Source organism: Pseudomonas mucidolens, from assembly GCF_900106045.1.
Lineage (GTDB): Bacteria > Pseudomonadota > Gammaproteobacteria > Pseudomonadales > Pseudomonadaceae > Aquipseudomonas > Aquipseudomonas mucidolens.
Window position 1 is genome coordinate 2,519,982 of the sequence record NZ_LT629802.1, and the last position, 25,191, is coordinate 2,545,172.

A 25,191-nucleotide genomic window follows, 5' to 3' on the forward strand; every position below is an offset into this window, starting at 1 on the left:
TTTCAAAAGCTAAGGCCTTGGTTGAGTTGCATGATCGGCAGCAGCACCGCCAACACGATAAACAGCACCACCGCGCCCATCAGCAGAATCATCAAGGGTTCGAACAACGCCAGGAGCAGGTCGACCTGCCGCGCGAAACCGCGCTCCTGGTTGTCGGCGACTCGCTCGAGCATGTCAGGCAAGGTGCCGCTGGCCTCACCACTGGCGACCATGTTCAACAGCATGGGCGGGAAATGCCCGCTGGCGCTCAACGCGCGGTACAGGGTCACGCCGCCTTCCACTTGCTCACGCACCGTTTCCAGGGCCTGGTGAATCTGTCGGTTACCGACAGTGGCGGTCGCTACCTCGAGTGATTCGAGCAACGGCACGCCGCTGCCCAGCAAAATCGCCAGGCTGCGCGATACCCGCGCGCTTTCCAGCACGGACAACAGCGTACCGATCCGCGGCAGGCGCAAAGCCAGGCGGTCGCGACGCAAGCGCCAGATCGTCTGGCGCAGCAACAGCCGAGCGACCAGCCCCGACAGCACGCCCAATACCAGCAACCACGGACCCAGCAGCACCAAGCCCTCGCTGGCGCCGATCAGCACACGCGTGATCAACGGCAGACTCTGTCCGGTATGACTGAACTGCTCGGTGAGCTTGGGCACGACAAAGGTCATCAAGCCGATCACCACGGCCATCGACACCAGGATCAGCACCGCGGGGTAAATCAGCGCGGTACGGGCCTTGTGCCGTTGTTTCTGGACTTGCTCCAGGTGCTCGGCCAGTCGCTCCAGCACCGGCGCCAATTTTCCGGAGCGCTCCCCGGCCTCGACCAGCGCGCAATACAGCGTGTTGAACTGCCCGCCCTGGCGCCGCAGGCTCTGGGCCAGGCTCAAGCCTTCACCCAAGGCGCCGCGTACCGCCACCAGCAAGTTGCGAATGGCCGGTTCTGCCAGTTGGCGTTCGAGGGTAGCCAGGGCATCCACCAGCGGAATGCCGGCACTCAATAAGGTGGCTAGCTGGCGCGTCAATTCACACAGTTGTCCGTGGTTCAAGCGTTGCCCACGCGGGCTGGCCAAGCTTGCGTTTTGCACCTGTAACTCGCGGGCGAAGAGTCCCTGTTCGCGCAGCAATTGCCGGGCATGGCGCTCGCTTTCGGCCTGGATGCTGGCTTTGCGGCGACGCCCGAGCAGGTCCAGCGCCTGATAGCGATACGTCGGCATCAGTCGCGCACCGCACGCAGCACTTGCTCAAGGCTGGTTTCGCCACGGCGCATGCAGTCAGTGGCCATTGCGGTCAGGCTCTGGCGCTTGTCCGCCAGGTATTCATGCATGGCCATTTCGCTGGCGCCGTCGTACAGCAGGCTGATCAGCCCGGCGTCCAGGGTGATGAATTCGTAGAGCCCGATGCGCCCGTTGTAGCCAGTGCCCTGACAGTCGTCGCAACCCTGGGGATGAAAGCTCTGCTCCAGTTGCGCCAACTCTGGCCACAACTGACGCTCGGCCGCCTGCAAGGGAACGGGCGTGGCGCAATGGCACAAGCGCCGCACCAAACGCTGGGCCATCACCCCCTTGAGGCTCGAAGCGATGAGGAACGGCTCGATGCCCATGTCGCGCAAGCGGGTCACTGCGCCCACCGCGCTGTTGGTGTGCAGCGTCGACAGCACCAGGTGCCCGGTAAGGCTCGCCTGCACCGCGATCTGCGCGGTTTCCTGGTCGCGGATTTCCCCGAGCATGATCACGTCCGGATCCTGGCGCAGAATCGCCCGCAGACCACTGGCGAAGGTCATGCCGGCGCGAGGGTTGATCGCGGTCTGGCCGATGCCGGTAATCGCGTATTCCACCGGGTCTTCGACGGTGAGGATATTGCACGAACCATCGTTCAGCGCATTGAGGCTGGCGTACAGCGTGGTGGTCTTGCCCGAACCGGTCGGCCCGGTGCTCAGCAAGATCCCGTTGGGCCGCGACAGGCAGGCACGCAAAGCCTGCTCGACTGCGGCGGGCATGCCCAGGTTGCTCAGATCCAACAGGTTGGCCTGCTTGTCCAGTACACGCATCACCACCCGCTCGCCGTGGATGCCGGGCAAGGTCGAGACGCGAATATCCACTTCCCGGCCGCCCGAACGCAGGGTGATGCGCCCGTCCTGAGGCTGACGCTTTTCGGCGATATCCAGCCGCGCCATAACCTTGATCCGCGACACCAGCATCGCCGACAAGGCTCGCGGCGGACGCAATATCTCGCGCAGATGACCGTCGACCCGCAAGCGCACCACCAGGCTCTGCTCGAAGGTCTCGATGTGAATATCCGAGGCGCGCAAACGCAAGCCCTCGGCGAACAGCCCGTTGATCAGACGGATCACCGGCGCCTCGTTGTCGCTTTCGAGCAAGTCTTCGATGCGTGGCAGTTCGTTGATCAGACTGTCGAGGTCGACCTGCTCGCCAATGCCTTCGATCAAGGCCGCAGTGGCCGACTCGCCAGCCTGGTACAGGCTACCCAGGCGCAGTTCGTACTGGGCCGTGTCGAGGTGTTCGACCGCCGACGGCAGACCGTGGACCCGCAGCACTTCCTGCAAGGCATCGGTGTCGACATCCTCGCGCAGCCACAAGGTCCAACCCTGCGGGCCCGGCGCCCGCGCCAATCCCGCCTGACGCGCCAGCCGATAGGGCAACAGGGTACTCACCACGGGCCCTCGCCCAGACGCTCGCGACTGGCTGGAAACAACTGCAGCAAGCCGTTGCTCTCCGAGAGCGCCGGCAGCGCCAGTGACGAGTTGGCCTTGATATTGCGGTACTTCTCGTTGCTGAGATTGGCCAGGGAGTCTCCGTCGCGCACGATTCGAGGGCGGATAAACACCATCAGGTTCTGTTTGGTGCGCTGGCTGTTGGTGGAGCGAAACAGCCGGCCCAGACCCGGGATATCGCCGAGCCACGGCACGCGCTGGTCACCGGTCTTGGCCTCGTCACCGATCAGCCCGCCGAGCACCACCAGGCCGTTGTCTTCGACCATGACCTTGGTCTTGATCTCGCGCTTGTTGGTGATCACATCGCTGGCACCGCTGCTGTCGGCGATCGACGAAACCTCTTGGACGATGTCCAGGCGCACGGTGTTATCGATATTGATCTGCGGTTTGATTCGCAGCTTGATCCCGACTTCCTTGCGCTCGATGGTCTGGTAGGGGTTGGTGTTGTTTTGCGTCACCGAACCGGTAACGAAAGGCACTTCCTGGCCCACCAGAATCGACGCCTCAGCGTTGTCCAGGGTCAGCAAAGTCGGGGTCGAAAGCAGATTGAAACCACTTTCGCTTTTCAACGCATTGAGCAGCGCGAGGAAGTTCAGGCCGCCGCCGTTCAGGTTGCCGACGCCGGCGGTCACCCCCGGCACCGCCGCCAGCAGTTTACTCAAGCCTGCGGTGTCGTTGCTTGAAGCGGCCGCCGCCAGGCTGGTGATGCTCGCACCGCTGTTGGTGAAGTTGACCGTGCCGCCGCCAAAGGAGTTGCCCATGAACAGCCATTGCACCCCCAACTCCTGGGCGCGGGTATCGGAGACCTCGGCAATGATCGCTTCGACCACCACTTGGGCGCGACGGATGTCCAACTGTTCGACGATGGTTCGGTAGGCGGCGATTTCGCTGTCCGGCCCCACCATCACCACGGCATTGGTGCCCTCCTCCGACTCCATGCGAATGCCCGAAGAACTGGTCGCGACCGGCTTTTGCTCGCCCTCGGCCGCGATGCCGTCGGCCGCGGCCCCCATCGAATCCTGGCTCAAGCCACGCAGCACCTTGACCACTTCGGCCGCGTTGGCATGGCGCAGATACATCACCACCGTGTTCGAGCTGCGCAACGCACTTTGCGGTTGATCCAATTGTTTGAGCAACGTACGCACCCGCTGGCGACTGTCGGCGCTGCCACGCACCAGCAACGCATTGCTGCGTGGGTCGGCGATCACTTGGGCACCGTCGGCGCCCTGCTCGCGGGCCAGCAGACGGGTCATCAATTGTGCCGTGTCGTTGGCGCTGGCGTTGGTCAGGGGCAACACCTCCAGGGGTTCCTGGCTGACCTGATCGAGTTGCAGCAGCAGGCTGTCGATACGGTCCAGGTTGCTGCGCCAGTCGGTGATCACCAGCAGGTTGGCCGACGGATAGGGCGTAATCACCCCGACCCGGGGGTCGATCAGCGGCTTGAGAATATTAAGCATCTGTTCACTGGCGGCGTTGCGCACACTGAACACTCGGGTGGCCATGCCATCATTGGTCTGTGCATCCTGGCGCGAGGATTCTACCGGCACCGGCTCCAGGCGCGCGGCCTGGTCCGGTACGATCTTCACGCTGCCATTGGGCAGGTCGACCGCGGCGAAGCCCTGGGCCCGCAGTTGGGCAAGAAAGATGTCGTAGATTTCTTCGCTGCCAAGCATCTCGATGCTGCGCACCGTGACCTTGCCCTTGACCCGTGGGTCGATGATGAAGGTGGTGTTGGTGATGCGCGATACGCTGTCGATAAACTCCGTCAGTTCGGTGTCGATGAAATTGACCTCGTACAGCGCCTGCTCGTCTTCGGCGCCGGCCGGGATAAAGCTCAAGGCCAGGTAGAGCGCCGTCAGGCCCAGGCATTTATTGATCATGTGCATAGTCGGTTGATTCCTGGCGCGTGAGACCGATTACCGGCCGCCGCGGCGGCCACGGCAGGCGCTCGTGCTGTCCTTGATTGTCGAAAATCAGCCCACGCTCATCGATGTCGTGCAAAACGATGCCCGGAGCCAGGCGCTGACCCAGGGTCAGCGTCCGTTCTTGTTGTTGGAAACGCAGCACCACCACAGTGGCGCGTAACTGGCTGGCTTTGAGGCTGCCCAGGTAATCGACTTTGAGCGTGGTCAGCGGCAAGTCATCGCTCAGCGCCCGGCGCGGCGTCCAGTGGCCACTTAACAGGTCGGGCACCGGTGCCGCTGCCGGGTACGGTTCAATCGGCTGCGCGACGCCGTGCCAGAGCTGCAGCACACAGCGCGCCACCAGCCAGGCAAAAAGCGTCACCAGCAATAGGTTGAACAGGCCGCCAGCACGACTCAACTGACCAGGCTCCGTGGATGCCATCCAGGATGCCCCTGTACGTAGCGCACCTCGGGCAATTGCAACGGCGGCAGTTGCCAGTCTGTCGGCTGCTCGCGCAACCAACTTTCCACGTGCTGCCACAGCGGCTGCCCGGCATTCGCGTCAAAGCCCAGACTAAAGGTGCGACACGTGCCGACCGGTTCGGCAAACTCACCGACCCGCTTGCCACCCGGGCTATACGTGACTTGCCAAGGCTGGCCGAGCCAGCGCGGCAAGTCCTGGCTGTTATCCAGCAGCAACGGTTCACCGAACAATTGCTCGGCGGCGTTCTCCAGCACCTGGCGCACTTGCTGCGCGGGTACGTCAACCACCGGCGCCGGGTAGCTGGCGCTCAGGCTGATCAAGTGTTCGCGGGTAATCATCTGGCCGCGCGCCAACGGACTGTCGTAGCGCAAGCCGGGCAGCAGCACCGCGCTTTCGGGCTCCCGGGCCAGGGCCTGGTGCAACAAGCGGTCCCAACTGCCGGCGCGCACATCGCGGCGCCAGAGGTTTTCCGGGGCGCGGGCCAAGGGTTGATCCAACCAGCCCGCATGGGCCGCACGTTGTTGTTGCAAGGGTTGTTGCAGACCCTGGGCATGGGCTTGGCCGGCAGCGTCCAAGGCAACGCTCTGGGCCGGATAAAAACGTGCATCAAAACGCCAATGCCCGGCTTGCGCCTGGCAGCGGATGCGAAACGCGCCGCTGGCCCGGGTCCCGCCCAGCACCACCGGTACCCGCTTCCCCGAACTTTGCAGGATTTCGACCGGTTGCGGCCACAGGTCCTGGCCGCGCGCGCAGAGCACCAGGTCGACCTGGCTCATGCGCTCGGCCAGCCAGAATCCAGGGCCCGTACCGACGTCTGCGAGGGCCACCACCAGGTCGGCTTCGGCCCGAGCTTGAGTCAGCACCGGCTGCAGACTGTGCAGCCATTGTTTCAAGGAAGCTTTTTGATCCCGCGCATAAGGGTCGGTAATACCGACCACCGCGATGCGCACACCGCCGCGACGGAACACGCTCATGCCAGGAGTGGCCAGGCGTTGCGCGCTGTCGCCGGCCAACCCGGCGCCGAGCACCGGATGCCCGAACTGCTGGTACAGGCCCTGACATTGTTCCGGCCAGAGCACGCGTTCATCGCTGCTGACCCGCACTTCGCTGCCCAGTATCTGACTGCCCTGAACCCCGGACAGACCTCGGGTCAGGTACGCCAAGCCGCTGCCGTTCCAGCATTGGCCGTTTTCCAGGGTCAGACTGTTGTCCTCGCCTGCCGCATCACGCAAACGTTGCAGCACCGCACCGAGCACCGCGTAGCCGCCGGTTTGCACGGTGTCACTCAGGGTGAAATCGAGCAAACCATCCAAGTGGCTGCCATCGACTTGACGAAAACGTGCATTGGCCCCGGTGATCCAAGGCGCCTGGCCGATCCGTGTGGCCGGTCCCAGGCGTGTGGCAGGCACCACCGGGCGACCCGGCTGGCGCGCATCGAGAGTGTCGGCGATATACAACAGATCCACCGGCTGGCTGTCACTTGGCCCCGCCGCCGCGCCCAGACTGGAGCAGCCGGCAAGCCAGGGCGCGCAGGCGCCCAGCGTCATCCATCCGAGTACATCGCGCCGCACCATTGAAACCATTATTCCCTCACCCTGAAGCTAACTCTGCACAGGGGCGGCATAGTGGGGGGCAATTAATGACAGTTTAATGTCAGTTTTTTAACGCTCGTGTAATGCAGGACCTTGTAACAAAAGGAAATAAAAGAAATCCACTTAAATCCATTTTTAACAAAACCGCCAAAGAATCATCACACTTGCCTCTTACAGTTCCAGCTCCTTTCAAACCAATCGTGATCTAAAAAGGACCTGATGAAATGAGTCGAGAGACTGGCGACAACCAGAATCGCAACCTGAGCCTCAACGAACCGATGGAATCGGTACTCACCACCTACCTGAGCCGACGCAGTGTGGTACGTGGCGGGCTCGGCGCCGCGATCGCCATGATTGCCGGTACCGGACTGACGGGCTGCTTTGACAGCGGCGGCGGTTCAGACGACCCCGCTCCGACTACTCCGCCCAAGCCTGCGCTGAAACTGGGCTTCAACTCCATCCCCGGTTCTCTCACCGACGCCTGCAGCGTAGCGGCCGGCTATACCGCTCACGTCCTGGCACCTTGGGGCACGCCGCTGAACAGCAACGCCGCCGCCTGGAAAAGCGACGGCAGCAACACGTCGACCGATCAGGCCAACGCGGTGGGCATGCACCATGACGGCATGCATTTCTTCCCGATCAATGGCAGCTCAACGGATGGCCTGCTCGCGATCAACCACGAATACATCGACGCGTCGGCACTGCACCCGGCGGGCCCGACCCTGGTCGGCGGCGTTCGTCCGGCCGAGGAAGTGCGCAAGGAAATCAACGCCCACGGCGCTGGCGTGATGCGCGTGACCAAAGTCAGCGGTCGCTGGCAGGTGATCGAAAATGATCCGTTGAATCGCCGCTTCACCACCGCCTCGGTCATGGACCTCGCGGGGCCGATGAAAGGCACCGATCACGTCAAGACCAAGTTCTCGTCGACCGGCACCCAGACCCGCGGCACCAACAACAACTGCGGCAATGGCTATACACCGTGGGGCACTTACCTCACCTGCGAGGAAAACTGGCCAGGGATTTTCGTCAATAAAAGCGGGAACCGCCCAGCAGACCAAGTACGCATCGGTGTAGGCACCGGCAACGGCAACTATCGCTGGGAGACTGCCGCTGGCGACCCGAGCGAAGTGAACGACGAATTCAGCCGTTTCGACGTGACACCCACCGGCGCCACGGCGACTGACGACTACCGTAACGAAGCCAGCACCTATGGCTATATCGTCGAGATCGACCCCTACGACGCCACGACCCGCGCAGTAAAACGCACCGCGCTTGGTCGTTTCCGCCACGAAGGCTGCTGGCCAGGCCTGACCTCCGCCGGCAAGCCGGTGGTGTTCTACAGCGGTGACGACTCGCAAAACGAATACCTGTACAAGTTCGTCTCCACCGCACTGTGGGACCCGGCCGACGCCAATCCAAGCGATCGCCTGGCGACCGGCGCCAAGTACATGGACAGCGGCAAGCTCTACGTAGCGCGCTTCAATGCCGACGGCAGTGGCGATTGGCTGTTGCTCGACGTAGCCAGCAGCACCACCGACGGCAGTACCCTGGGTGCGAAGTTCACCGACCTGCCGGGAATCATCCTCAACACCCGTGGCGCGGCCGACGCCGTGGGCGCCACGCCGATGGACCGCCCGGAATGGACATCGGTCAATCCACTCACTGGCGACGTCTACCTGACGCTCACCAACAACACCAGCCGGACCACCGCCAACGCCGCCAACCCGCGCGTCAACAACAAGCACGGTCACATCATTCGTTGGCATGAAGCCGACAGCCAGGCGGCTTTCACCTGGGACATCTTCGTCTTTGGCGCCAACGCCGCCGGCACTCCCGACCTCAACCGCTCCGGCCTGACCGAGCTGAACCAGTTCGCCAGCCCGGACGGCATGAGCTTCGACAGCCGTGGTGTGATGTGGATCCAGACTGACAATGGCGAATCGACCATCACCAGCTACACCAACGACCAGATGCTGGTGGTAATTCCCACCAATCTGGTCGATGCCCAAGGCAAGCAGGTGCCGGTCAACGCTCAGAACCAGGCCGATCTGCGACGCTTTTTCGTCGGGCCAAACGGTGCGGAAGTGACCGGCGTGACCTTTACACCGGACAACAAGACGGTGTTCATCAATATCCAGCACCCGGAGAACTGGCCGTCCACCGACGTGGCCACCGACGTCACCGTCGGTACCGTGCGCCCGCGCGCTTCCACCGTGGTGATCCAGCGCACCGATGGTGGTGAACTGGCGATCGGCTAACACCCGGTAATCAACAAAAGCCCCGACTGGTTCGTAATGCTGTTCAGTTAAGAAAGTCGCGTGCCGAACACCGCCTGTGGCGAGGGGGCTTGTCCCCCGTTGGGCTGCGCAGCAGCCCTGAAACCTGCCCCCCGGTTTGACTGGACGATCGGGTAGGCCTTTGGGGCTGCTACGTAGCCCAACGGGGGACAAGCCCCCTCGCCACACAAGCGGTATCAGGCGCTTCACTTGCTTAACTGAACAGCATTGCGACTGGTTCGGGGCTTTTGTTTGTCTGCAGTCTAGAGCGGCAGCGGCTCGCGCGAGCGCAGCAGCATGCCCTGTGCGGGCACCCGGGCGTGCCATTTCACTACGCCCAGGGCCTCGACCTGGTACTGGCTGCGAAACCGCTGGCCATCCAGATCAATGTCCAGTTGCAACAGGAAATGGTCGCCGTTGAGCTGCAGACCTTCGCTCAAACGCTCGAACGTCGCGTCATCCAGCGCTCCCAGCGCCTGGCGCAGATCGCTGGCGTCGCGATAACCGCCCGCAGGTCGTGCGCTGACCAGGCGCGTCAGCAACGAGCGCGACACCTCGCCTTCATACAACGCATCCAGCAGCGGCAACATATCCAGGCTCAGCGCATTGGCGTTGAGGCGCCAGCCGGAGGTTTCGGCCAGGCTGCATAACTGCGGATAGCGCAAGGCCCGAACGGCGTCGGGGGCCGATAACAGGTTCAACTCGCTGATGTCGCGCATCAGTTGATTGGCCGCCAGACGCGGTGGCGACTGGCGCAGGTACTCATTGCTTTCTGCACCTTGCAGGCGCGTTTGCTGATCGGCGTCGAGCCAGTCGGCCAGGGTCTGGGTCAAACGCTCGGCAGCCATGTCGGCACCCAGCAAATGCACCAACTGGCGTTGCGCACGCTCGGCTTCGGGGCCAATCAGCGCGTTGACGTTGAAACAGCTGTGCAGGTCGCGAATACGAATAATCGCTTTGCCGCCCTTGAAGTCATAACTCAAGGGTTGCCCGCGCATGGCTTGCCAGAACAGCGGGCTCGCGCGCCACAACGGATCGCGCAGCGCCTGTTCGGTAAAGGCCAGCGCCGCCCGCTCGATCGCCCGCGCCTGCACCCGCTGCTGGACCAAACGCACGCTGTCGACCTCCTGGCGTCCTTGTTCGACCATCCAGGCCATGCCGCCCGCCAGCATCGCCAGAGCCACCAGAACCATCAACAATGCCGCCCCTTGCTGTCGCTTTCTGAACATTGCCACGCCGCTTGCGTTAAAGAACCAGACGACATTCAACAGAGTGGATGTTTCAGCCAAGTGGCAGGCTCACACAAATTGCCCGAAATCGTCACCGCAGCGTCATAAAGCCTCGGCAAACTGCGCCCTCATATTTCAAATCAATGGCTTGGAGTGTCGGTATGGGTGGTATAGGGATTTGGCAACTGGTCATCGTGCTGTTGATCGTGGTCATGCTGTTTGGCACCCGACGCCTCAAAGGGTTGGGCTCCGATGTAGGCGAGGCCATCAAGGGGTTTCGCTCCTCCATGGGCAGTGAACCCAACGCGCAGCCAGACCCTGCGAAATCCAGCCTCGAGGCGGATCTCGCCCACACCCGATCCGCAGAAAGCAAACACTGATGTTCGATATCGGCTTCAGCGAACTGCTGCTGGTCGGCCTGGTGGGACTGTTGGTACTGGGTCCTGAGCGCCTGCCGATAGCCGCGCGCAACGCTGGCCTGTGGCTGGGCCGGGCGAAGCGTGCGATGAACATGCTCAAGGCCCAGGTGACCCAGGAGCTGGACAACGAACACCTGCTCAAGGACCTCGATCAGCCGCCACTGCGTCAACTGGAACAGCAACTGCGCGACGGTATCCGCCTGGAGGTCACCCCGCCCTCCACGCCGCAGCCAGAGAGCAGCACCCCATCTGGGCAAGCCTCATGAGCGATCTGCCCTTGCCTGCCCCGCGCCTGTCGGTGACCACTCACCTGACCCGGCTGCGCTCGCGCCTGCTGCGTTGCGCCCTGGCGATTGTCTTGGTGTTTGGCGCACTGTTTCCGTTTGCCCAACGCCTGTACAGCTTCGTCTCCCAGCCGCTGCGTGAGTTTCTGCCCGAAGGCGCCAGCATGATCGCCACCGGAGTGACGTCACCCTTTTTGGCGCCGCTCAAGCTGACGATGATGCTTGCCCTGTTTATCAGCATGCCGTTGTTGCTGCATCAGGTCTGGGGGTTGATCGCGCCGGCGGTGTATCGCCAGGAACGACGGATTGCCGCGTGGTTGCTGGCGGTCAGCGTGCTGTTATTTTACGCCGGCATGGCGTTTGCGTTTTTCCTGGTGTTTCCGATGATGTTCGGCTTCTTTACCAGCGTCACGCCGGACGGCGTGGAGATGATGACCGATATCGCCCTGTACCTGGATTTCATTCTTGCGCTGCTGCTGGCGTTCGGCCTGGCCTTTGAAATCCCGGTCGCCACTTTCCTGGTGATCTGGGCCGGTGTCACTGACGTGCAAACCCTGCAAAAAAGCCGACCGTATGTCATCGTCGGCTGCTTCGTAGTGGGCATGATACTGACGCCACCCGACGTGTTCTCGCAAACCATGCTGGCGGTGCCGATGTGGCTGCTGTTTGAGCTGGGTCTGTTGGCCAGCAGGTCGGTCAGCAAGCCACGTACGCAGGAGTCGGCTACGCAAGCCGTCGGCTGAAAGACCGCCGAAGCGGCTCGGCTTGTTCACTGCAACCGCGATGACCCAAGGCCTCCACCCTTAGCGTAAACACTGGACCGATCCATTTATTGGTTCCAAGTATAAGTTCCTATACTGGGTATCAATTGTCATGAATCGGTGTTGCAGTAGTGTTTATCCGAGGCCTGTGAGGAACGTCCCATGTCAGCACGTAAAGCCAAAATCGACCTCTTGCACCGCCCCCGGCTTGCCGATCTCAAACCATTGGCACCGGCCCATTCGACGATGACGATCATGGAGGCCAGAGCGGCGGCAAAAAAAGTCACCTCGGCGGCAGACCTCGAGGACCGGCAAGGCTACGCTGAGGGTTTCCTGGGCAGCTTGGTTGTTCCTTGGCCAACGGTTGATGCGTCAATTGCCGATGACGTACAGGAGTTGATCGGTGGAGGCGACCGTCTGGACTACACGCACTTCTCTGTCAGCATGTCACGCTCTCGGCGACTGGCGTTCTACGTCGGGGTCAATATCGAGGGTGGCCTGGGTGTGGATGTTCCCCGGAAGAACGACAGCTGGTCGTACGATGGACGCCTGCCCATCAGCGCGCAGGTTGGCGAGGATTTATATGTCGGCAATGGCCTGGATCGAGGCCATCTAGTCCGCCGACAAGATCCAAACTGGGGCAAAGAAGCGCATCTCGCCAACTTCGATACGTTCCACTTCACCAATTGCTCACCGCAAATGGGCGCATTCAATCAAAAGACCTGGCTGGAACTGGAAGACTACATTCTTGACCACACGCAAAGGTGGAAAGCGCGAGCGACGGTATTTACCGGTCCGGTGTTTGCAGACGATGATCGTATGTACCGTGGAGTTAAAATCCCAAGCGCCTTTTGGAAAGTTGTCGCCTACCTGGGTGACGACGGCAAGCCATCCGCGAGCGCCTACATGATTGATCAAACTCGTGAACTGGGTCAGTTGGAGCTGGTGTTTGGCCAGCTACGAACCTACCAGCGGAGTGTGATCCAGATTGAACAGTTGACGAACATTCGCTTCGGGAATCTTGCCGATTACGACGGGTTCAGCAACGAAGAACGCGCTACCGGAACGCGGATTGAGGCGCTGATCAAGGGCCCTGAGGACATTCGCCTTTGACCGTAGGGCTTGGGATCACCGTTAAGCGTCAGGAGGAAAAAACTTCTGCGGGCTGTGGCACTGGCGCCTTGTGTTTGAGCGGCTGCTGCCAGGCCAACTGCACCTGGACTTCAGCGACGGCATCGAGGACTCTCTGCGCCCAGAGTTCATCATCCGGACGCACCACAACCACGCGAAAACCGTGATCATAGCCTTCACTGCGCACCCCTTCGGAATCATCGACATGCAAGTCGATATCGAATGCCGGTGGAAATTTCGAGGGGGATTTCGAAAGCCCATGTTCCGCCAGCGCGCGGTTATGCAGAACACTGTTGACCACGCCGTCGACACGGATGCCGTAGAGCATCAGCCAACGTTTGATATAGGACGGTGTCCGGCCGGACGACGTATAGACCCAGATGCTGCACCCCCGCCGCCGCAACTCTCGGGTCAGGGAGCGCGTTCCGCTACGCAACGGCTCCCCCAGCCAGCGATGAACACATGCCGGCAGCCGGCTTTGCTCGGTCGCGCAGTGGTGGAGTTGACAGGCCAGCGTGTCATCTATGTCGAACGAAATACGTAATGGCTGACGCTTGAACATGTGTACGGGAACAACGCGCATGATGGCTCGCCATACCCGACTTCGGGCAATACGGTGGTTGTCGCGCGCCAGATACTTTTTCATCGAGGGCGACCTGGATAGACGGGTAATTGTTTGTCGCTCAGAAAAAATTCCATTGGATCGGGGGCCTTTTCTTCCAGGAACGCTGCATATTTTTTCTTGATCTTGGGCAGTTCGTACAATGCCTTTACACCATGCTTGGCGGAGTTGCGTATGACCGATGACGGATTGAAGTAGCCCTCGGCATTATCCAGCGTCAGTACAAATGGAGGAAGCCCCGCGCGCATAAGCAAATAGCTGACGATGAGCGACCCACTGCGGTTATTGCCTTCAATGAACAATTGCGGCTTGCTGAGGATTCGGACATACACACCGGCCGCACGCTTCCATACCGACTCACTGCGGTACGCGCAGTACCAATTGTATAAATCCTTGATCCCACCCTCTACGTTGTTGAAAAAGTGCTCTTCCGTGGCGGCAAGGTGTTGAGCGAACTCCAGTCGGCGCGCCGGGTCTCGACCGCAGAGCACCGTGGCATTGATCTCCAGCATCAGATTCACTTGCTGAAGATCAAACAGGTCGACATCACGTGCGACATAATCGTCAATCAGCGCGTAGCCCTCAAGCACATTCTGCAGCACCTCGTCGGTCAAGGGATCGCGCGGCTCGGTAAAGTGTCTGCTGAGCTCGGCAAAGCGGCTCTGCACATTACGCAGTGCACGTTCAATCGCAGGCAAATCAAGGCGACGCTTTACAGACATTGGCAATCCTGATGAGCGGTGTGTGAAAAAGCCAAAACGACCGGGTACTCGCCAAGGCAGTCTAGCCCTTGGCGGTATGCGGTGTTGATCGGACGGCTGTTGATCAGCTGAACTTCCCGCTGATGTAATCCCCCGTCATTTGTTCGCGAGGACTGTCGAAAATCTGCGTAGTCGGACCCATTTCAACCAGATAACCGGTACGCGTGCCCTGGGAAATATCCACCGAGAAAAAGGCCGTCGTATCAGCGACACGGATGGCCTGTTGCATATTGTGGGTTACCAGAGCGATGGTGTAGTCCTTCTTCAACTCGACCATCAGTTCCTCGACCCGCCGGGTAGCGATCGGGTCAAGCGCCGAGCACGGTTCGTCCAGCAACAGAACTTCCGGTTCAGTGGCGATGGCACGGGCGATACACAGTCGTTGCTGCTGCCCGCCGGAAAGGGACAGGCCGCTGACCTTGAGCTTGTCCTTGACCTCATCCCACAACGCGGCGCCTTGCAAGGCGTGCTTTACCCGATCGCCCATATCACCCTTGTAGCGATTGAGGCGCAGGCCAAAGGCGACGTTGTCGAAAATGCTCATCGAGAACGGGTTCGGCTGCTGAAACACCATGCCGATATAGCGGCGTACGACCACGGGGTCAACACCCTTGCCATAGACGTCCTGGCCGAGAAAATGCACATGCCCCTCGAAACGGAAACCTTTCACCAGGTCGTTCATCCGATTCAGGCTGCGCAGCACAGTACTCTTGCCGCAGCCGGAAGGACCGATGAATCCGGTGATCTTGTTTTTTTCAATCGGCACATGGCTGTCACGTACCGCCATGAAGTTGCCATAGAAAATCTTGTCCAGCTTGCAGTCCATGACCACAGGCGCCTGAGTGGCAAACGGGGCGGTTTCTTGCGCAGATAGTACGTTCAAAATTCAGGTGCTCCCATTCTCAGAACTTGGGCTTGCCGAAAATACGGCTGACAATATTCACGACCAGCACGATCATCACCAGCACCAGCGAGGCCGCCCATGCGAGCTCGAGTTGGTTGTCGAACGGCATCCCGGAAAAGTTGTAAATCAGCACGGCAAGCGACGCCGTCGGATTCATCACTTCAAGACTGCCTTCGTGGTAGATCCAGTAGTTGCTGAACAACGCGGTAAACAACAACGGTGCGGTTTCGCCCGCTGCGCGCGCCACGGCCAGCATGACACCGGTCAGGATCGCCGGCATGCCGGTGGGCAAGACGATTTTCCAGATGACCTGCGAACGGGTGCAGCCCATGCCGTAGGCGGCGTCCTTCATGATCTTGGGCACCATCTTCATCGACTCTTCAGCCGTAAGCACCACGATCGGCAGCATCAGCACGGCCAGCGCCACACCACCCGCCGGTGCCGAGTAGGTACCGGTGGTCATCACCACCAAGGCGTAGGCAAAAACCCCGGCCAAAATCGAAGGCAGGCCCGTGAGGGTCTTGGCGGCAAAGCGTGCGGCGTTGGCCAGCTTGCTGTCCGGGCCCAATTCAGCCAGGAAGATCGCCGCCATGATGCCGACCGGCACCGCGATTGCGGCGGCGATACCGACCATCACGAAGGTACCTGCCATCGCATTGCCGAAGCCGCCGCCCGTCTCGAAACCGGTCGGCGGCAGTTCAGTGAATACCTCCAGGCTGAGGCGAGCACCGCCGCGCGTGATCAGCATGTAGAGCACGGAAATCAACGGTACGCTGGCCAGCAGAGCGCCGCCCCAGACCAGTGTGGTCAACAGCAGGCTGCGCAAGGCGCGGCCTTCGAACTTGCGTTGCAAGCTGGGTAAGGCACCTGTACGAGAAGTGAGGTCACTCATTGTTTTGTGCCTCGCTGGGCATAGACCATAATCATCGATCCGATGATGTTCACCAGTAGCGTGATCAACATCAGAACCAGTGCGGCGTACATCAACACCTCAATCTCGTTCGGCCCAGCTTCGGGGAAATTCAGCGCCAGCAAGGCCGCCAAGGTATTGGCCGGGGCAAACAAAGAAAGCGAGATATTGTTCGCGTTGCCTACCAGCATGGCCAAGGCCATCGTTTCACCCAGTGCCCGGCCCAGACCCAATACCAGCGAACCAAAGATGCCGGTGGCCGCGGATGGCACCATCACCTTGAGAATCGCTTCCCAGTGCGTGGTCCCCATGCCATAGGCTGCCTGCTTGGTTTTCATTGGAACCCCCGTGAGGGCATCCTGTGAAACAGCGGCAATGGTCGGCAGAATCATGATGGCAAGCACCAACGCGGCAGGTAGCAGTCCTGGTCCGCTCAAGGACGTGCCGAAAAACGGAATCCAGCCGAGTTCGCTGTGCAACCACGCCGTCAGGGGCCGAATCGCCGGGATCACTACGTAGATCCCCCACAGGCCGTAAACGACGCTGGGGATGGCCGCGAGCAGCTCGACGGCGGTGCGAAAGACCGCTGCAAGCTTGGCGGGCAGGAAATCCTGGGTCAGGAAAATAGCCATGCTGACGCCGAAGAAGCCGGCGATCATCAGCGCAATCAGGGCGCTGTAGAGCGTGCCCCAAATGGCCGGCAGAATGCCGTACTTGCCTTGGTTAACGTCCCAGACGCTGCCCAAAACGACATCCAGGCCGTGCTTCTCCATGCCTGGAAAGGCCTTGCGGCCTACCTCGAATACCAGCGCAAATACCAACGCCAGCACCAGAACCACCCCCACACGCGCTAACGCACGGAAGATGCGGTCAACCATGAAATCCTTGGTGGAAGGTGGTTGGCAGGCAGAATCCGGATTGACCGGCACGACAAAAGGTTTGTTCATTGGCGAGTTCCGGAACTAGGGGAAACTCGCTCGGCGAGGCACGCAGCACACGCCGAGAGAGGACTTCCAAGCGTTACTGGATGTTGGCAGAAGCTTTGCGAACCGGCTCGATGACTGCTTGTGGCAGTGGGATGTAGCCCATCGAATCGGCAATTTTCTGACCCTCGGTCAGGCCGTACTCGATCATTTCACGCATGGCCTTGGCCTTGGCCGGGTTCTCGTTCTGCTTACGAAAGATCATCCAGGTATAGGAAGTGATCGGGTAGGACTTGGCACCGTCTGGATCAGGCAGCCAAGCCACCAGGTTCTCCGGCATTTTCACCGCAGCCAAAGCTTCGGCACCACTTTCCGCGTTCGGTACAACGTAATGACCGGCTTTGTTTTGCAACTGAGCAAAATCAACCTTGGCCAGCTTGGCGAAGCCGTACTCGATGTAGCCAATGGCACCCGGGGTCTGGCGTACGGTGGCCGTTACACCATCGTTCTTCGGCGATTTGATGAATTTGTCGCTGGCTGGCCAATTGACCGTGTTGCCCTCACCCAGCGCCTTATCGAACGCTGGACTGATGGCCGACAGGTGCTTGGTAAATACCGCGGTGGTGCCGCTGGAGTCTGCGCGCACGACAACGGTGATCGGCATATCGGGCAGCTTCAGCTCCGGATTGGCTTTGACGATCCCCGGATCGTTCCAGTGGGTGATCTTGCCCAGGAAAATATTGGAGTAAACGTCACGCGGCAGTTTCAGCCCCTTGGGACTGTCCGGCAGGTTATACGCCAATACGATTTCACCCGCAGTCATCGGCAGCAATTGCACGCCTTCGGCGACCTTGGCAATGTCTTCGTCTTTCATGGCCGAGTCACTGGCCGCGAAATCAACGGTATTGTTCAGAAAGTCCTGTACACCTGCGCCGCTGCCCTTGGATTGATAGTCCACGGTGACGCCGGAGGTTTTTTTACTGAAATCCTTGAACCAGGTCAGGTAAATCGGTGCTGGAAAACTGGCGCCAGAACCTGTCAGTCGGACGCTTTCTTCAGCGAAAGAGACTGAGGTGGCACACAAAGAAATCGTGACGGCGAGCGCAGCAGACTTCATAAAGCTTTTCATCAAAGGGACTCCTCGTGATAGCGGGCTCCCGAACTCTGCAGTAACTTTGTGAAGTTTTTATGATAAACGCCTAGTAAACAGCTCCCACCTGGTCACTTGGCCCCACGCACCAGGGTCTAACCGGCGCTCTCCTCCTCCACACTGAAAAACACCCTCCTCCGAGTCAGGGATCGGTTAGCGCGGGCATCTGAAGCGCCAGAGTGATTGTTGGAGGTAGCTACAGCGTGAGGAGACCAAGCCCGCTGACCACCGCTTCCCAGTCACGATGTCAACCATGCAACCGGCCAACGCGCTCGACAAGTATGTGCCACCTGCAGTCAATTTTCGTTGCCTAGTCTGGCGCCTCACTCACGGATGTACCGTCTTGAGGCGTCATGATCGAGAAGCAACGATGAACATTGCAAACCCGCCCCTCCTGTTCCCCGAAATATTGAGAGCCCACCGCCTGGATGAATTGAACGCCCCCCACGAGTTGACCCAGGCCGACCTTGACTGGCTGCATCACACCACCCTGCCCAGCCACGCCCTACGCAGCGTACAGGTCCCGGCAATGACCGTCGAAACGCTTACCCTGGAAGTCGGAGGCAAGGCTTCGATCCCACTGGCCGGTTGCCTGGTGATCAGCGCGCCAGGCGATCACCCCGCATTCCTCTATACGCCGTATGGCGGCATCGTGAAATTCGACAGCCCGGAATCCGTCGACCAGAGGCTTGATGAGATGTTGTCGCTACCTCTGGAACGGGATGACCTGTTCCGCCTCCTTTCGATTTCCCAGCGCAACGAACTCCATGGCGCAACCACCCTGGAAAAGACCCGGCGAACGGTGCATGGCGATGTCTTCAAGACGCAATTGGCGTCCATGAAAAAAGCCCAGGATCTGAATGACCGGGCCATGGTGAGCGAGCTACTCCAGGCCCCCTCGCTGGCGACGATGCTTGACCGGATATTGAACGATAAGTTGTCCAACTTCGATCACAAGCAGGCCCGGGTGTCACTCAACGCAAACAAGGCAGCAGGAGATCCAAAGACCCAACAGTGGAGCCGAAACATGCCACTGAGTGACGCGATCCTGACTTACTTTCATCATCAGGGCTGGCCTGGCGGATGTGACGTGGAGTTTTTTCACCCCGACATCAATGACTCGGCCAACAATACGTTGCATTGGCAAACCATCGTGAAGCTCGCTGCCAGGAACCTGCTCCCCCGCCTCACCGATTGTCTCGACGCCTATTGGGACGCCAAAAGCTTCTTCAATATTTCACGCCGGCATTTTTTATCCCAGTTCATCAGCGACAGGCTGCGTTCGACCATCATTGTCGAACGGGAAAAAGGGTACCTGACAGACGCCCAAAGCCGTGAACTGCATCGCCTGTTCCGGCCGTCTCGCCCGGACGAGACGTTGATGTTCATCGAAACGGTGCGCCTCTGGGAGTATAAACCGCACAGTGTCGAACTGGCGGGCACGTTGATGATCAGTGCAAATGAGCACTACCTTTACCTCCCCAGTCACGGTTTCAAGAAAGTGGAGCATCATCTGGGTTTCAGCAGTGCTCTGTTGGGTTCGCCCTTCACCGCCAAGCGAAAGCACACGCTATACAGCCTCCTCAGCATTGAAGAACGCAACCGTTTTTTACGCTTCGACGTCCCGCAGATCTCCGGCAAGGGCGTGTCCCCGCCTGTATCCGAGTCCCTGGCTGGAGCAATCATTGCCAAACAACTGGAAAATCTTGGTTACGCTTTGGAAATGTCCCGTCAGGACGATATCGATATCCACGCATTGGTCGACAAGGCACTGGACATACGCACGCTGATCAACGACAGCCTGCTGGACCAGAAAGCCGAGGGGCATTGGGGAACGCGGCCTGCGTTTTATGCAAACCTGCCACCGTCCAATTTCATGGTCCATTTACTGCAGAGAAAGCTCAAGACCTATGCCAGTGTCCAGGACGCTTTCGATACCGAGTTCAGGCTGTTATCGCATTCCAGCAACAGAGCCCTGCGCAATGAACTGAGGGAGCTGCTTTCCAAGCTATGCAGTAGTTTTTCCCTGGGCATCAGAGAGGAGGCTGAGCTCCGGGAGCTCAACGGGACACTGTCGACGGACGCCCACAACCTCATCAAAACCGTGTTTGCCTTCGATCCTGACTACCCTGAACGCGAAAAACGCGCGAGCGTCAAAGGCTTTCGTCCGGATGTGTATTCATTGAAGTTGACCTGCACATCGGAAGGCGCCAGGGCCTCCTTTTCTGCCGCCAATTGCTTCCTGCTGACCGAGCGCGGGGGCCTGGATACACCTTTTTCCGGCATGGTGATCCTGTGGATCCCTTCCGACGGCCTGAGGTTGTTTTCATCCGTCGCCCATGCCACCCAGCAGTTGAATCATTACCTGCTCGACTCCCGGCGGCGTTTCGGTTTGCTGGCCAATCTCACACCCGCGCAACGCAATCCCCATGCCCGCTATCAACTCGAGGCGTTTGAACTGATCGAAGGCAATGTGCTTATGGATCGGATGAGTTCGTTCATCGAACACTTTGCGGCCGAACACGAGTATTTGCGCGCATTGAAGATTGGTGACTGGCAACTGGCCAGACCTGAATTTCTTCAAAGCCTGAACGCATTGTTAAGCAAGGGAGCGCCCACCAATCTGCAGAATGTTGCGTATATCGCCCGCGCCAACAGGCGGCAACACACGCTTCCTGGCTGGCTCGGTACCGCCTCGCTCGAGGATCAACACAAGCACATCGAACTGCTGGAGCAATATCGAAACAGCGTGGACGATAATAAGGACTACCTGGACGGCATCGAACCGCTACGCACCTATGTCGCCAGAACATTGAAAACGCTGCTGGAGGCGCGTTTCCCCGGAACCAACCTTGACCCCGCCACTCTCCTGATTGCGCCCAAGCTTGCGCTGGCAGGTCCCGCAAGCAGCCTGACCGACTTCGCCTTGAATCCTATCGACACCCGTCATCGGACCGGCTTCAAGATTTCGTCAACGTCCCGGCAAAAACTCCCTGACAACCTCAACGAATCCGCTATCACGCAGATACTGTTGTCATTGGATATTTCAACCACCTACAGAGGACATGTGCTGGACAAACTGTCCAGCTCCGCCGTCGATATCAAGCAAAGGAAGCACCGATTCTATCGACAATTACCGTGGCAACTGCTGCAACATGCCCATGCCCGGTATCTGCAACAGTACCTTTCCCCCACTGCCTTCAGCCTGATCAGCCAGGTGCTCGATATGCCGGACAGTATCGCTCGACTGGCAACGGAGACGGCCAAGGCAATCATTCGCCCACTGGAACTGATCACGACCGAAGGCGCCGAAGCCGTCACAGCGCCTGGGCTTTACCTGATCGGGTCGAGCGTCGATGCAAAAGCACCCCATGTCTTGTATTCCCCTTACAACGAAAGCCATGACTTCACCGAGTTCGCGGATGAAGCGAGCATCATTGCGGCTTTCAACACGCCAGGATCGCTGCAGGACCGGCTGATTCGCCTGTTGCCCGAAAGCCAGCAAGCCACGTTCAGGAACCTGTTCGCCTCCACTGCCGGGCATCTGTCGGAGATAACCCTGGCTTCGAACCCGATCTCCGATCTGCTCGGTACGTTGTTCAATGACAACATCACCTTGCTCGCAGATATGCTCAAAACCCAGACCGATACGACACGCCAGTTCGACTGGCAAACCGTCGTGCATCTGTTCAGTACCGGCATCAGGGCCCTTGGTCGGGAACTGCCTGGCAAACTGACCTTTATCGAGACACTCAAAGACGCCTATGACGATTTCAAGGCTTCTTCCGAGGCCTTGCGGGAGCACGACTGGGGGGCAGGCCTGCATAACTTCATCGCCGGCGCGGCGGAAATGGTCTCCCTGGGCTGGCTCAACCGGGACGATACCTTCGGCCTGCTCGATCCGGTTAGCCCTGCTGCCCCGCCTCCCCCTGCGGTAAATCCAACTCACTGGCAGAGCCTGACCGGTGCCACGCGCACTGACCTGCAGGCTTTCGAAGCCATCGAGGTCAGCCTGCTCAACCTTAAACGACACCCGAGCGACGGAACCTACCAGGCCAGTGCGTCGGGCATTCGCTACGCACCGGTGCTCGGAAAAGTCTTCCAGGTAGCAAAGGCCGGCCACGGTTGGCGCATCATCCATGAGCACGGAGAGGGGCCGATGCTCAAGCATTCGCCTAAGTCCGGGCGGTGGACCCTCGATCCAGCCCCGCAGTCCATTCGCTACGGCAAAGTGATGTCGAGGTTGAACGATGTTTATAGCGATCGCCAGGCGGGTGGGGTGCTCAATATCGAAGCACGGGGCATGGCGCAGATACGCAGCAGATACCCAGGTCACGCCAACATGATCGTGCAGGCCGTGGACACGGCACGGTATTACTCAATCAACGCGCTGCATAATCTTGAACAGGTTAAAGACGGTGTGCATCCAGGTTCCCGACTGGATACCGTCCTGAAGACTTTTCTTGGTGTCAGGACAATTGATGCCCATCTCGTTAAAAAAATACACACTGCGGTTGCACCGATCTGCCAGGCCTTGGCTGATCCATCATGGGAGCAGCGCAACGGCAGTCGTATCGTTATTGGCAGCCTCAGGTACATCGACGATCATGCGGTTGCCTTCGTGCTTGCTTCCAGCAAGGCCGGGAGAATCTATCTCACCCACCATTTCTTCAACATGGGTCTGGATTGGTACAAGACCGCCGTGCCCGACACCTTCAATGTCGACGCTCATGCCCAAGGCGCAACCCTCATTCATGAGCTGTCCCATCTGCTCTGCGGTACGCTCGATATCGTCTACCTGGGCGCATTCCTGCCCTACCTGGACCTCATTTCGACGGTGACTCACCTCGGGCAAGAAAAATACAATGAACAAAAAGATCAGCAACTCAACGCTTTTTCGTGGACCACGCCACGCGCCCGCCTGTTCAAGGCTTGGGACAGGGGAACCAACTCACTCAAGAGTCTCGATCTTTTCCCCAACCATAGGGACACCGTCAGGAAAATCCTGGAAATCACCGGCACCACGACCTTGCATCAGGCTCGCGACGTATTCCTGGATCCGCGCTCATCGGACCTGCGTATTGACGTCATGCTTCGAAACGCCGACTCCCTGACGCTGTTCCTTTGTGAACTGGGACGGCAACTGGATCCGATTCCCTGAAGCCCGGCTACGTAACAGTCGGGCATCTGGCCCCGGCATGCCTGCGCCCCCGCCAGCTCAATCGAGAGGAAGAGCGACGGGTCCACTACTACCGCTTATTGTCGATCCAGAATCGGAATGCCGTGCGCTGGTTGCTGTTTGCGGTAAAGCAGACCGCGGTATCGGTACTATGATCCTCAGATCAGGCGGTTTATTGGCAAGGATCCGATGGGGTGGGTGGGTTGAATGTCTAGATGAGCGCCCATTAGTGATGCATTGGAAAGCTGAGAAAAAGGTGCGTTTATACTGAGACGTAAACGTTATCAAGCTGGCAACGGCCATGGAGCGGCATAAGGAGTAAGGAATGATCCAAGAACAACAAAAGGAAATAGGCACAGGAAGAAGGTCAACCACGTTTCGGGCCGTTGGCGCGGAGTACTCCGGCGTGCGTCTGCGCGTAGTGTTGAAGGAGTGCAGGATTGCCCCGATGGAGTTCGCGCTGTTTGTGAGGATCAGCCCGCAGCGGCTGAACAACTGGTTTTCGAGGGGTATACCAGAACAGCGGCTCAAAAATATCGCACGCTTGTTGAGCGTTAATGCCGACTGGCTGGCGGTGGGGACTGGGGAGAAGTACGTGACAGGAACTGACTTACGAGGACGTCGAGCACCTGCACGAACGTTCTGTCTACCTTCGGGGCGAGATGCTGCGGACTGACTCTCTCGGGAATTGGTTCAGCACCATGCCTATGACGAACGATGAGCCCGGCGACGAACTCATCTCAGTCCAAACGGGCCAAGGTTCCGGATTTTCGGATAGCAGCCTTTCGGGACGCAACGTCAGTGCGCGCTGATAGCCCTGGTGGGGATCACTGGCGAATGAAATGCGCCAGGGTTGTGTCCGCAATAACTGCAGCAACGGTCGAACTTCGCTGACACTGTCGTCGATAATCAAGACATGGGGTGTGGGACCGGGTGAAACAGCATTGACCTGCATCGGTCCTTCCTGGCGTCTCATCTGTCAGCGTGTTTAGTTTTATTAGTGACGGCAACATACAGAGCATTCTTGGACGAATAAATATAACCAAAGTAAATGCCCGCACTCACCTTACAACGCCCCTCTGGCTCGCGACCTTCTTCTCGAAATCGAACACGCACGGGGTGGTCGCGGGTAACGGGATCATAAAAGACACTGAAACCTGTGCTTTCAGTTCCGCCTAGAAATCCTGCTCCTGTCAGGCCCGCAAATGCAGGCCCGACTAACCTTTTGTCGCTGCAAACCTCCTCCGCTGATTGTTGACACTTGCACTTAAGGTATTATGGTATACCATCATACACAGACCCACTCACATCCAGTTGGAGCAGCCATGAGTTTCGAAATCCGCAAAATCGTCAGCTATGTAGAAGAAACCTTTATCGAAGGCGGCAAAGCCTCGGACACGCCGGTGAGCATGGTCGGCCTGGCTGTTGTGTTGAAAAACCCATGGCTGGGTCGTGGTTTCGTCGAAGACCTGAAGCCGGAAATCCGTGCCAACTGCTCCGACCTCGGTGCATTGATGGTCGAGCGCCTGGTGAGCATCATCGGCGGCGCCGACAAGATCGAGGCCTACGGCAAGGCGGCCGTGGTGGGCGCCGATGGCGAAATCGAGCATGCCTCGGCGATCATCCATACCCTGCGTTTCGGCAACCACTACCGTGAAGCGGTCAAGGCCAAGAGCTACCTGAGCTTCACCAACAAGCGCGGCGGCCCGGGGACCTCGATCCAGATTCCGATGATGCACAAGGACGACGAAGGACTGCGCTCGCACTACATCACCCTGGAAATGCAAATCGAAGACGCTCCGCGCGCCGACGAGATTGTCGTGGTGCTGGGTTGCGCGGATGGTGGTCGCCTGCACCCACGGATCGGTAACCGCTATATCGACCTGGAAGAACTGGCCGCCGAAAAAGCCCAGTAAACCCAAGCGAGTTATCCCAATAAA

General features: G+C 59.4%; 20 protein-coding genes. 8 read left to right on the forward strand and 12 right to left on the reverse strand.

What is annotated here, in order from left to right; all coding sequences use genetic code 11:
- Window positions 1-2 precede the first annotated feature (2 nt).
- Genes gspF through BLU75_RS11775 form a run of 5 tightly spaced genes read right to left on the reverse strand, consistent with a single transcriptional unit; the run spans window position 3 to window position 6,696 of the window.
- Window positions 3-1,205 (reverse strand): type II secretion system inner membrane protein GspF, encoded by a 1,203-nt coding sequence (gene gspF / locus BLU75_RS11755; protein ID WP_084381681.1) that lies wholly within the window; start codon window positions 1,203-1,205, stop codon window positions 3-5.
- On the reverse strand, window positions 1,205-2,653 hold the full coding sequence (locus BLU75_RS11760; RefSeq protein WP_084381710.1) for a GspE/PulE family protein: 1,449 nt from the start codon (window positions 2,651-2,653) through the stop codon (window positions 1,205-1,207). The genes gspF and BLU75_RS11760 overlap by 1 nt, the downstream gene beginning before the upstream one ends.
- A gap of 5 nt (window positions 2,654-2,658) precedes the next feature.
- Entirely contained in the window at window positions 2,659-4,608 is a 1,950-nt protein-coding gene (gene gspD, locus BLU75_RS11765; protein ID WP_231982643.1) for a type II secretion system secretin GspD, read from the reverse strand.
- On the reverse strand, window positions 4,592-5,068 hold the full coding sequence (locus BLU75_RS11770) for a hypothetical protein (RefSeq protein WP_084381680.1): 477 nt from the start codon (window positions 5,066-5,068) through the stop codon (window positions 4,592-4,594). The genes gspD and BLU75_RS11770 overlap by 17 nt, the downstream gene beginning before the upstream one ends.
- Window positions 5,041-6,696, reverse strand: coding sequence for a bifunctional UDP-sugar hydrolase/5'-nucleotidase (locus BLU75_RS11775; protein ID WP_090221465.1), 1,656 nt, complete (start codon window positions 6,694-6,696; stop codon window positions 5,041-5,043). The genes BLU75_RS11770 and BLU75_RS11775 overlap by 28 nt, the downstream gene beginning before the upstream one ends.
- Before the next feature lie 230 nt (window positions 6,697-6,926).
- Here BLU75_RS11775 and BLU75_RS11780 point away from each other — a divergent pair, with 230 nt between their 5' ends.
- Window positions 6,927-8,960 carry a PhoX family protein gene (locus tag BLU75_RS11780; protein ID WP_090221466.1) on the forward strand — a complete coding sequence of 678 codons (2,034 nt, stop codon included), beginning with the start codon at window positions 6,927-6,929 and terminating at the stop codon, window positions 8,958-8,960.
- 281 nt (window positions 8,961-9,241) lie between these two features.
- Here the strand turns inward: BLU75_RS11780 and gspK are convergent, their stop codons facing one another.
- On the reverse strand, window positions 9,242-10,207 hold the full coding sequence (gspK, locus tag BLU75_RS11785; RefSeq protein ID WP_084381711.1) for a type II secretion system minor pseudopilin GspK: 966 nt from the start codon (window positions 10,205-10,207) through the stop codon (window positions 9,242-9,244).
- A gap of 161 nt (window positions 10,208-10,368) precedes the next feature.
- On the opposite strand from gspK, the gene tatA reads away from it, so the two are divergent.
- The 4 genes from tatA to BLU75_RS11805 all read left to right on the forward strand — a co-directional run bounded on the left by tatA (window position 10,369) and on the right by BLU75_RS11805 (window position 12,784).
- Window positions 10,369-10,587 carry a twin-arginine translocase TatA/TatE family subunit gene (gene tatA, locus BLU75_RS11790; protein WP_084381712.1) on the forward strand — a complete coding sequence of 73 codons (219 nt, stop codon included), beginning with the start codon at window positions 10,369-10,371 and terminating at the stop codon, window positions 10,585-10,587.
- A complete protein-coding gene (gene tatB / locus BLU75_RS11795) occupies window positions 10,587-10,892 on the forward strand; it encodes a Sec-independent protein translocase protein TatB (RefSeq protein WP_084381713.1) in 306 nt (101 codons plus the stop codon). Before tatA ends, tatB begins: the two co-directional genes overlap by 1 nt.
- Complete coding sequence (gene tatC / locus BLU75_RS11800) at window positions 10,889-11,653, forward strand: twin-arginine translocase subunit TatC (RefSeq protein WP_084381714.1); 765 nt, start codon at window positions 10,889-10,891, stop codon at window positions 11,651-11,653. Before tatB ends, tatC begins: the two co-directional genes overlap by 4 nt.
- A 180-nt stretch (window positions 11,654-11,833) precedes the next feature.
- Window positions 11,834-12,784, forward strand: a complete 951-nt coding sequence (locus BLU75_RS11805) for a DNA/RNA non-specific endonuclease (RefSeq protein WP_084381715.1) — start codon at window positions 11,834-11,836, stop codon at window positions 12,782-12,784.
- Window positions 12,785-12,812: 28 nt separating this feature from the next.
- On the opposite strand, the gene BLU75_RS11810 is transcribed toward BLU75_RS11805, so the two are convergent.
- From BLU75_RS11810 to pstS, 6 genes are all read right to left on the reverse strand, one after another.
- Entirely contained in the window at window positions 12,813-13,385 is a 573-nt protein-coding gene (locus tag BLU75_RS11810) for a hypothetical protein (protein WP_090221626.1), read from the reverse strand.
- A gap of 59 nt (window positions 13,386-13,444) precedes the next feature.
- Window positions 13,445-14,146: a hypothetical protein gene (locus tag BLU75_RS11815; RefSeq protein ID WP_084381717.1), complete on the reverse strand. Its 702-nt coding sequence runs from the start codon at window positions 14,144-14,146 to the stop codon at window positions 13,445-13,447.
- A 103-nt stretch (window positions 14,147-14,249) separates the two neighbouring features.
- Window positions 14,250-15,011 carry a phosphate ABC transporter ATP-binding protein PstB gene (gene pstB / locus BLU75_RS11820; protein WP_218020870.1) on the reverse strand — a complete coding sequence of 254 codons (762 nt, stop codon included), beginning with the start codon at window positions 15,009-15,011 and terminating at the stop codon, window positions 14,250-14,252.
- 76 nt (window positions 15,012-15,087) lie between these two features.
- The gene (gene pstA, locus BLU75_RS11825) at window positions 15,088-15,981 is read right to left on the reverse strand and encodes a phosphate ABC transporter permease PstA (RefSeq protein ID WP_084381719.1); all 894 of its coding nucleotides are present in this window, start codon (window positions 15,979-15,981) and stop codon (window positions 15,088-15,090) included.
- Window positions 15,978-16,946 carry a phosphate ABC transporter permease subunit PstC gene (gene pstC / locus BLU75_RS11830; protein WP_084381720.1) on the reverse strand — a complete coding sequence of 323 codons (969 nt, stop codon included), beginning with the start codon at window positions 16,944-16,946 and terminating at the stop codon, window positions 15,978-15,980. Before pstC ends, pstA begins: the two co-directional genes overlap by 4 nt.
- 73 nt (window positions 16,947-17,019) lie before the next feature.
- Window positions 17,020-18,051: a phosphate ABC transporter substrate-binding protein PstS gene (gene pstS / locus BLU75_RS11835; RefSeq protein ID WP_084381721.1), complete on the reverse strand. Its 1,032-nt coding sequence runs from the start codon at window positions 18,049-18,051 to the stop codon at window positions 17,020-17,022.
- A gap of 274 nt (window positions 18,052-18,325) precedes the next feature.
- Here pstS and BLU75_RS11840 point away from each other — a divergent pair, with 274 nt between their 5' ends.
- The 3 genes from BLU75_RS11840 to BLU75_RS11850 all read left to right on the forward strand — a co-directional run bounded on the left by BLU75_RS11840 (window position 18,326) and on the right by BLU75_RS11850 (window position 25,167).
- Window positions 18,326-23,233 carry a M35 family metallopeptidase gene (locus tag BLU75_RS11840; protein WP_231982644.1) on the forward strand — a complete coding sequence of 1,636 codons (4,908 nt, stop codon included), beginning with the start codon at window positions 18,326-18,328 and terminating at the stop codon, window positions 23,231-23,233.
- Window positions 23,234-23,576: 343 nt separating this feature from the next.
- A complete protein-coding gene (locus BLU75_RS11845) occupies window positions 23,577-23,927 on the forward strand; it encodes a helix-turn-helix domain-containing protein (protein ID WP_084381723.1) in 351 nt (116 codons plus the stop codon).
- A gap of 649 nt (window positions 23,928-24,576) precedes the next feature.
- Window positions 24,577-25,167 (forward strand): amino acid synthesis family protein, encoded by a 591-nt coding sequence (locus BLU75_RS11850; protein ID WP_084381724.1) that lies wholly within the window; start codon window positions 24,577-24,579, stop codon window positions 25,165-25,167.
- Window positions 25,168-25,191 lie beyond the last annotated feature (24 nt).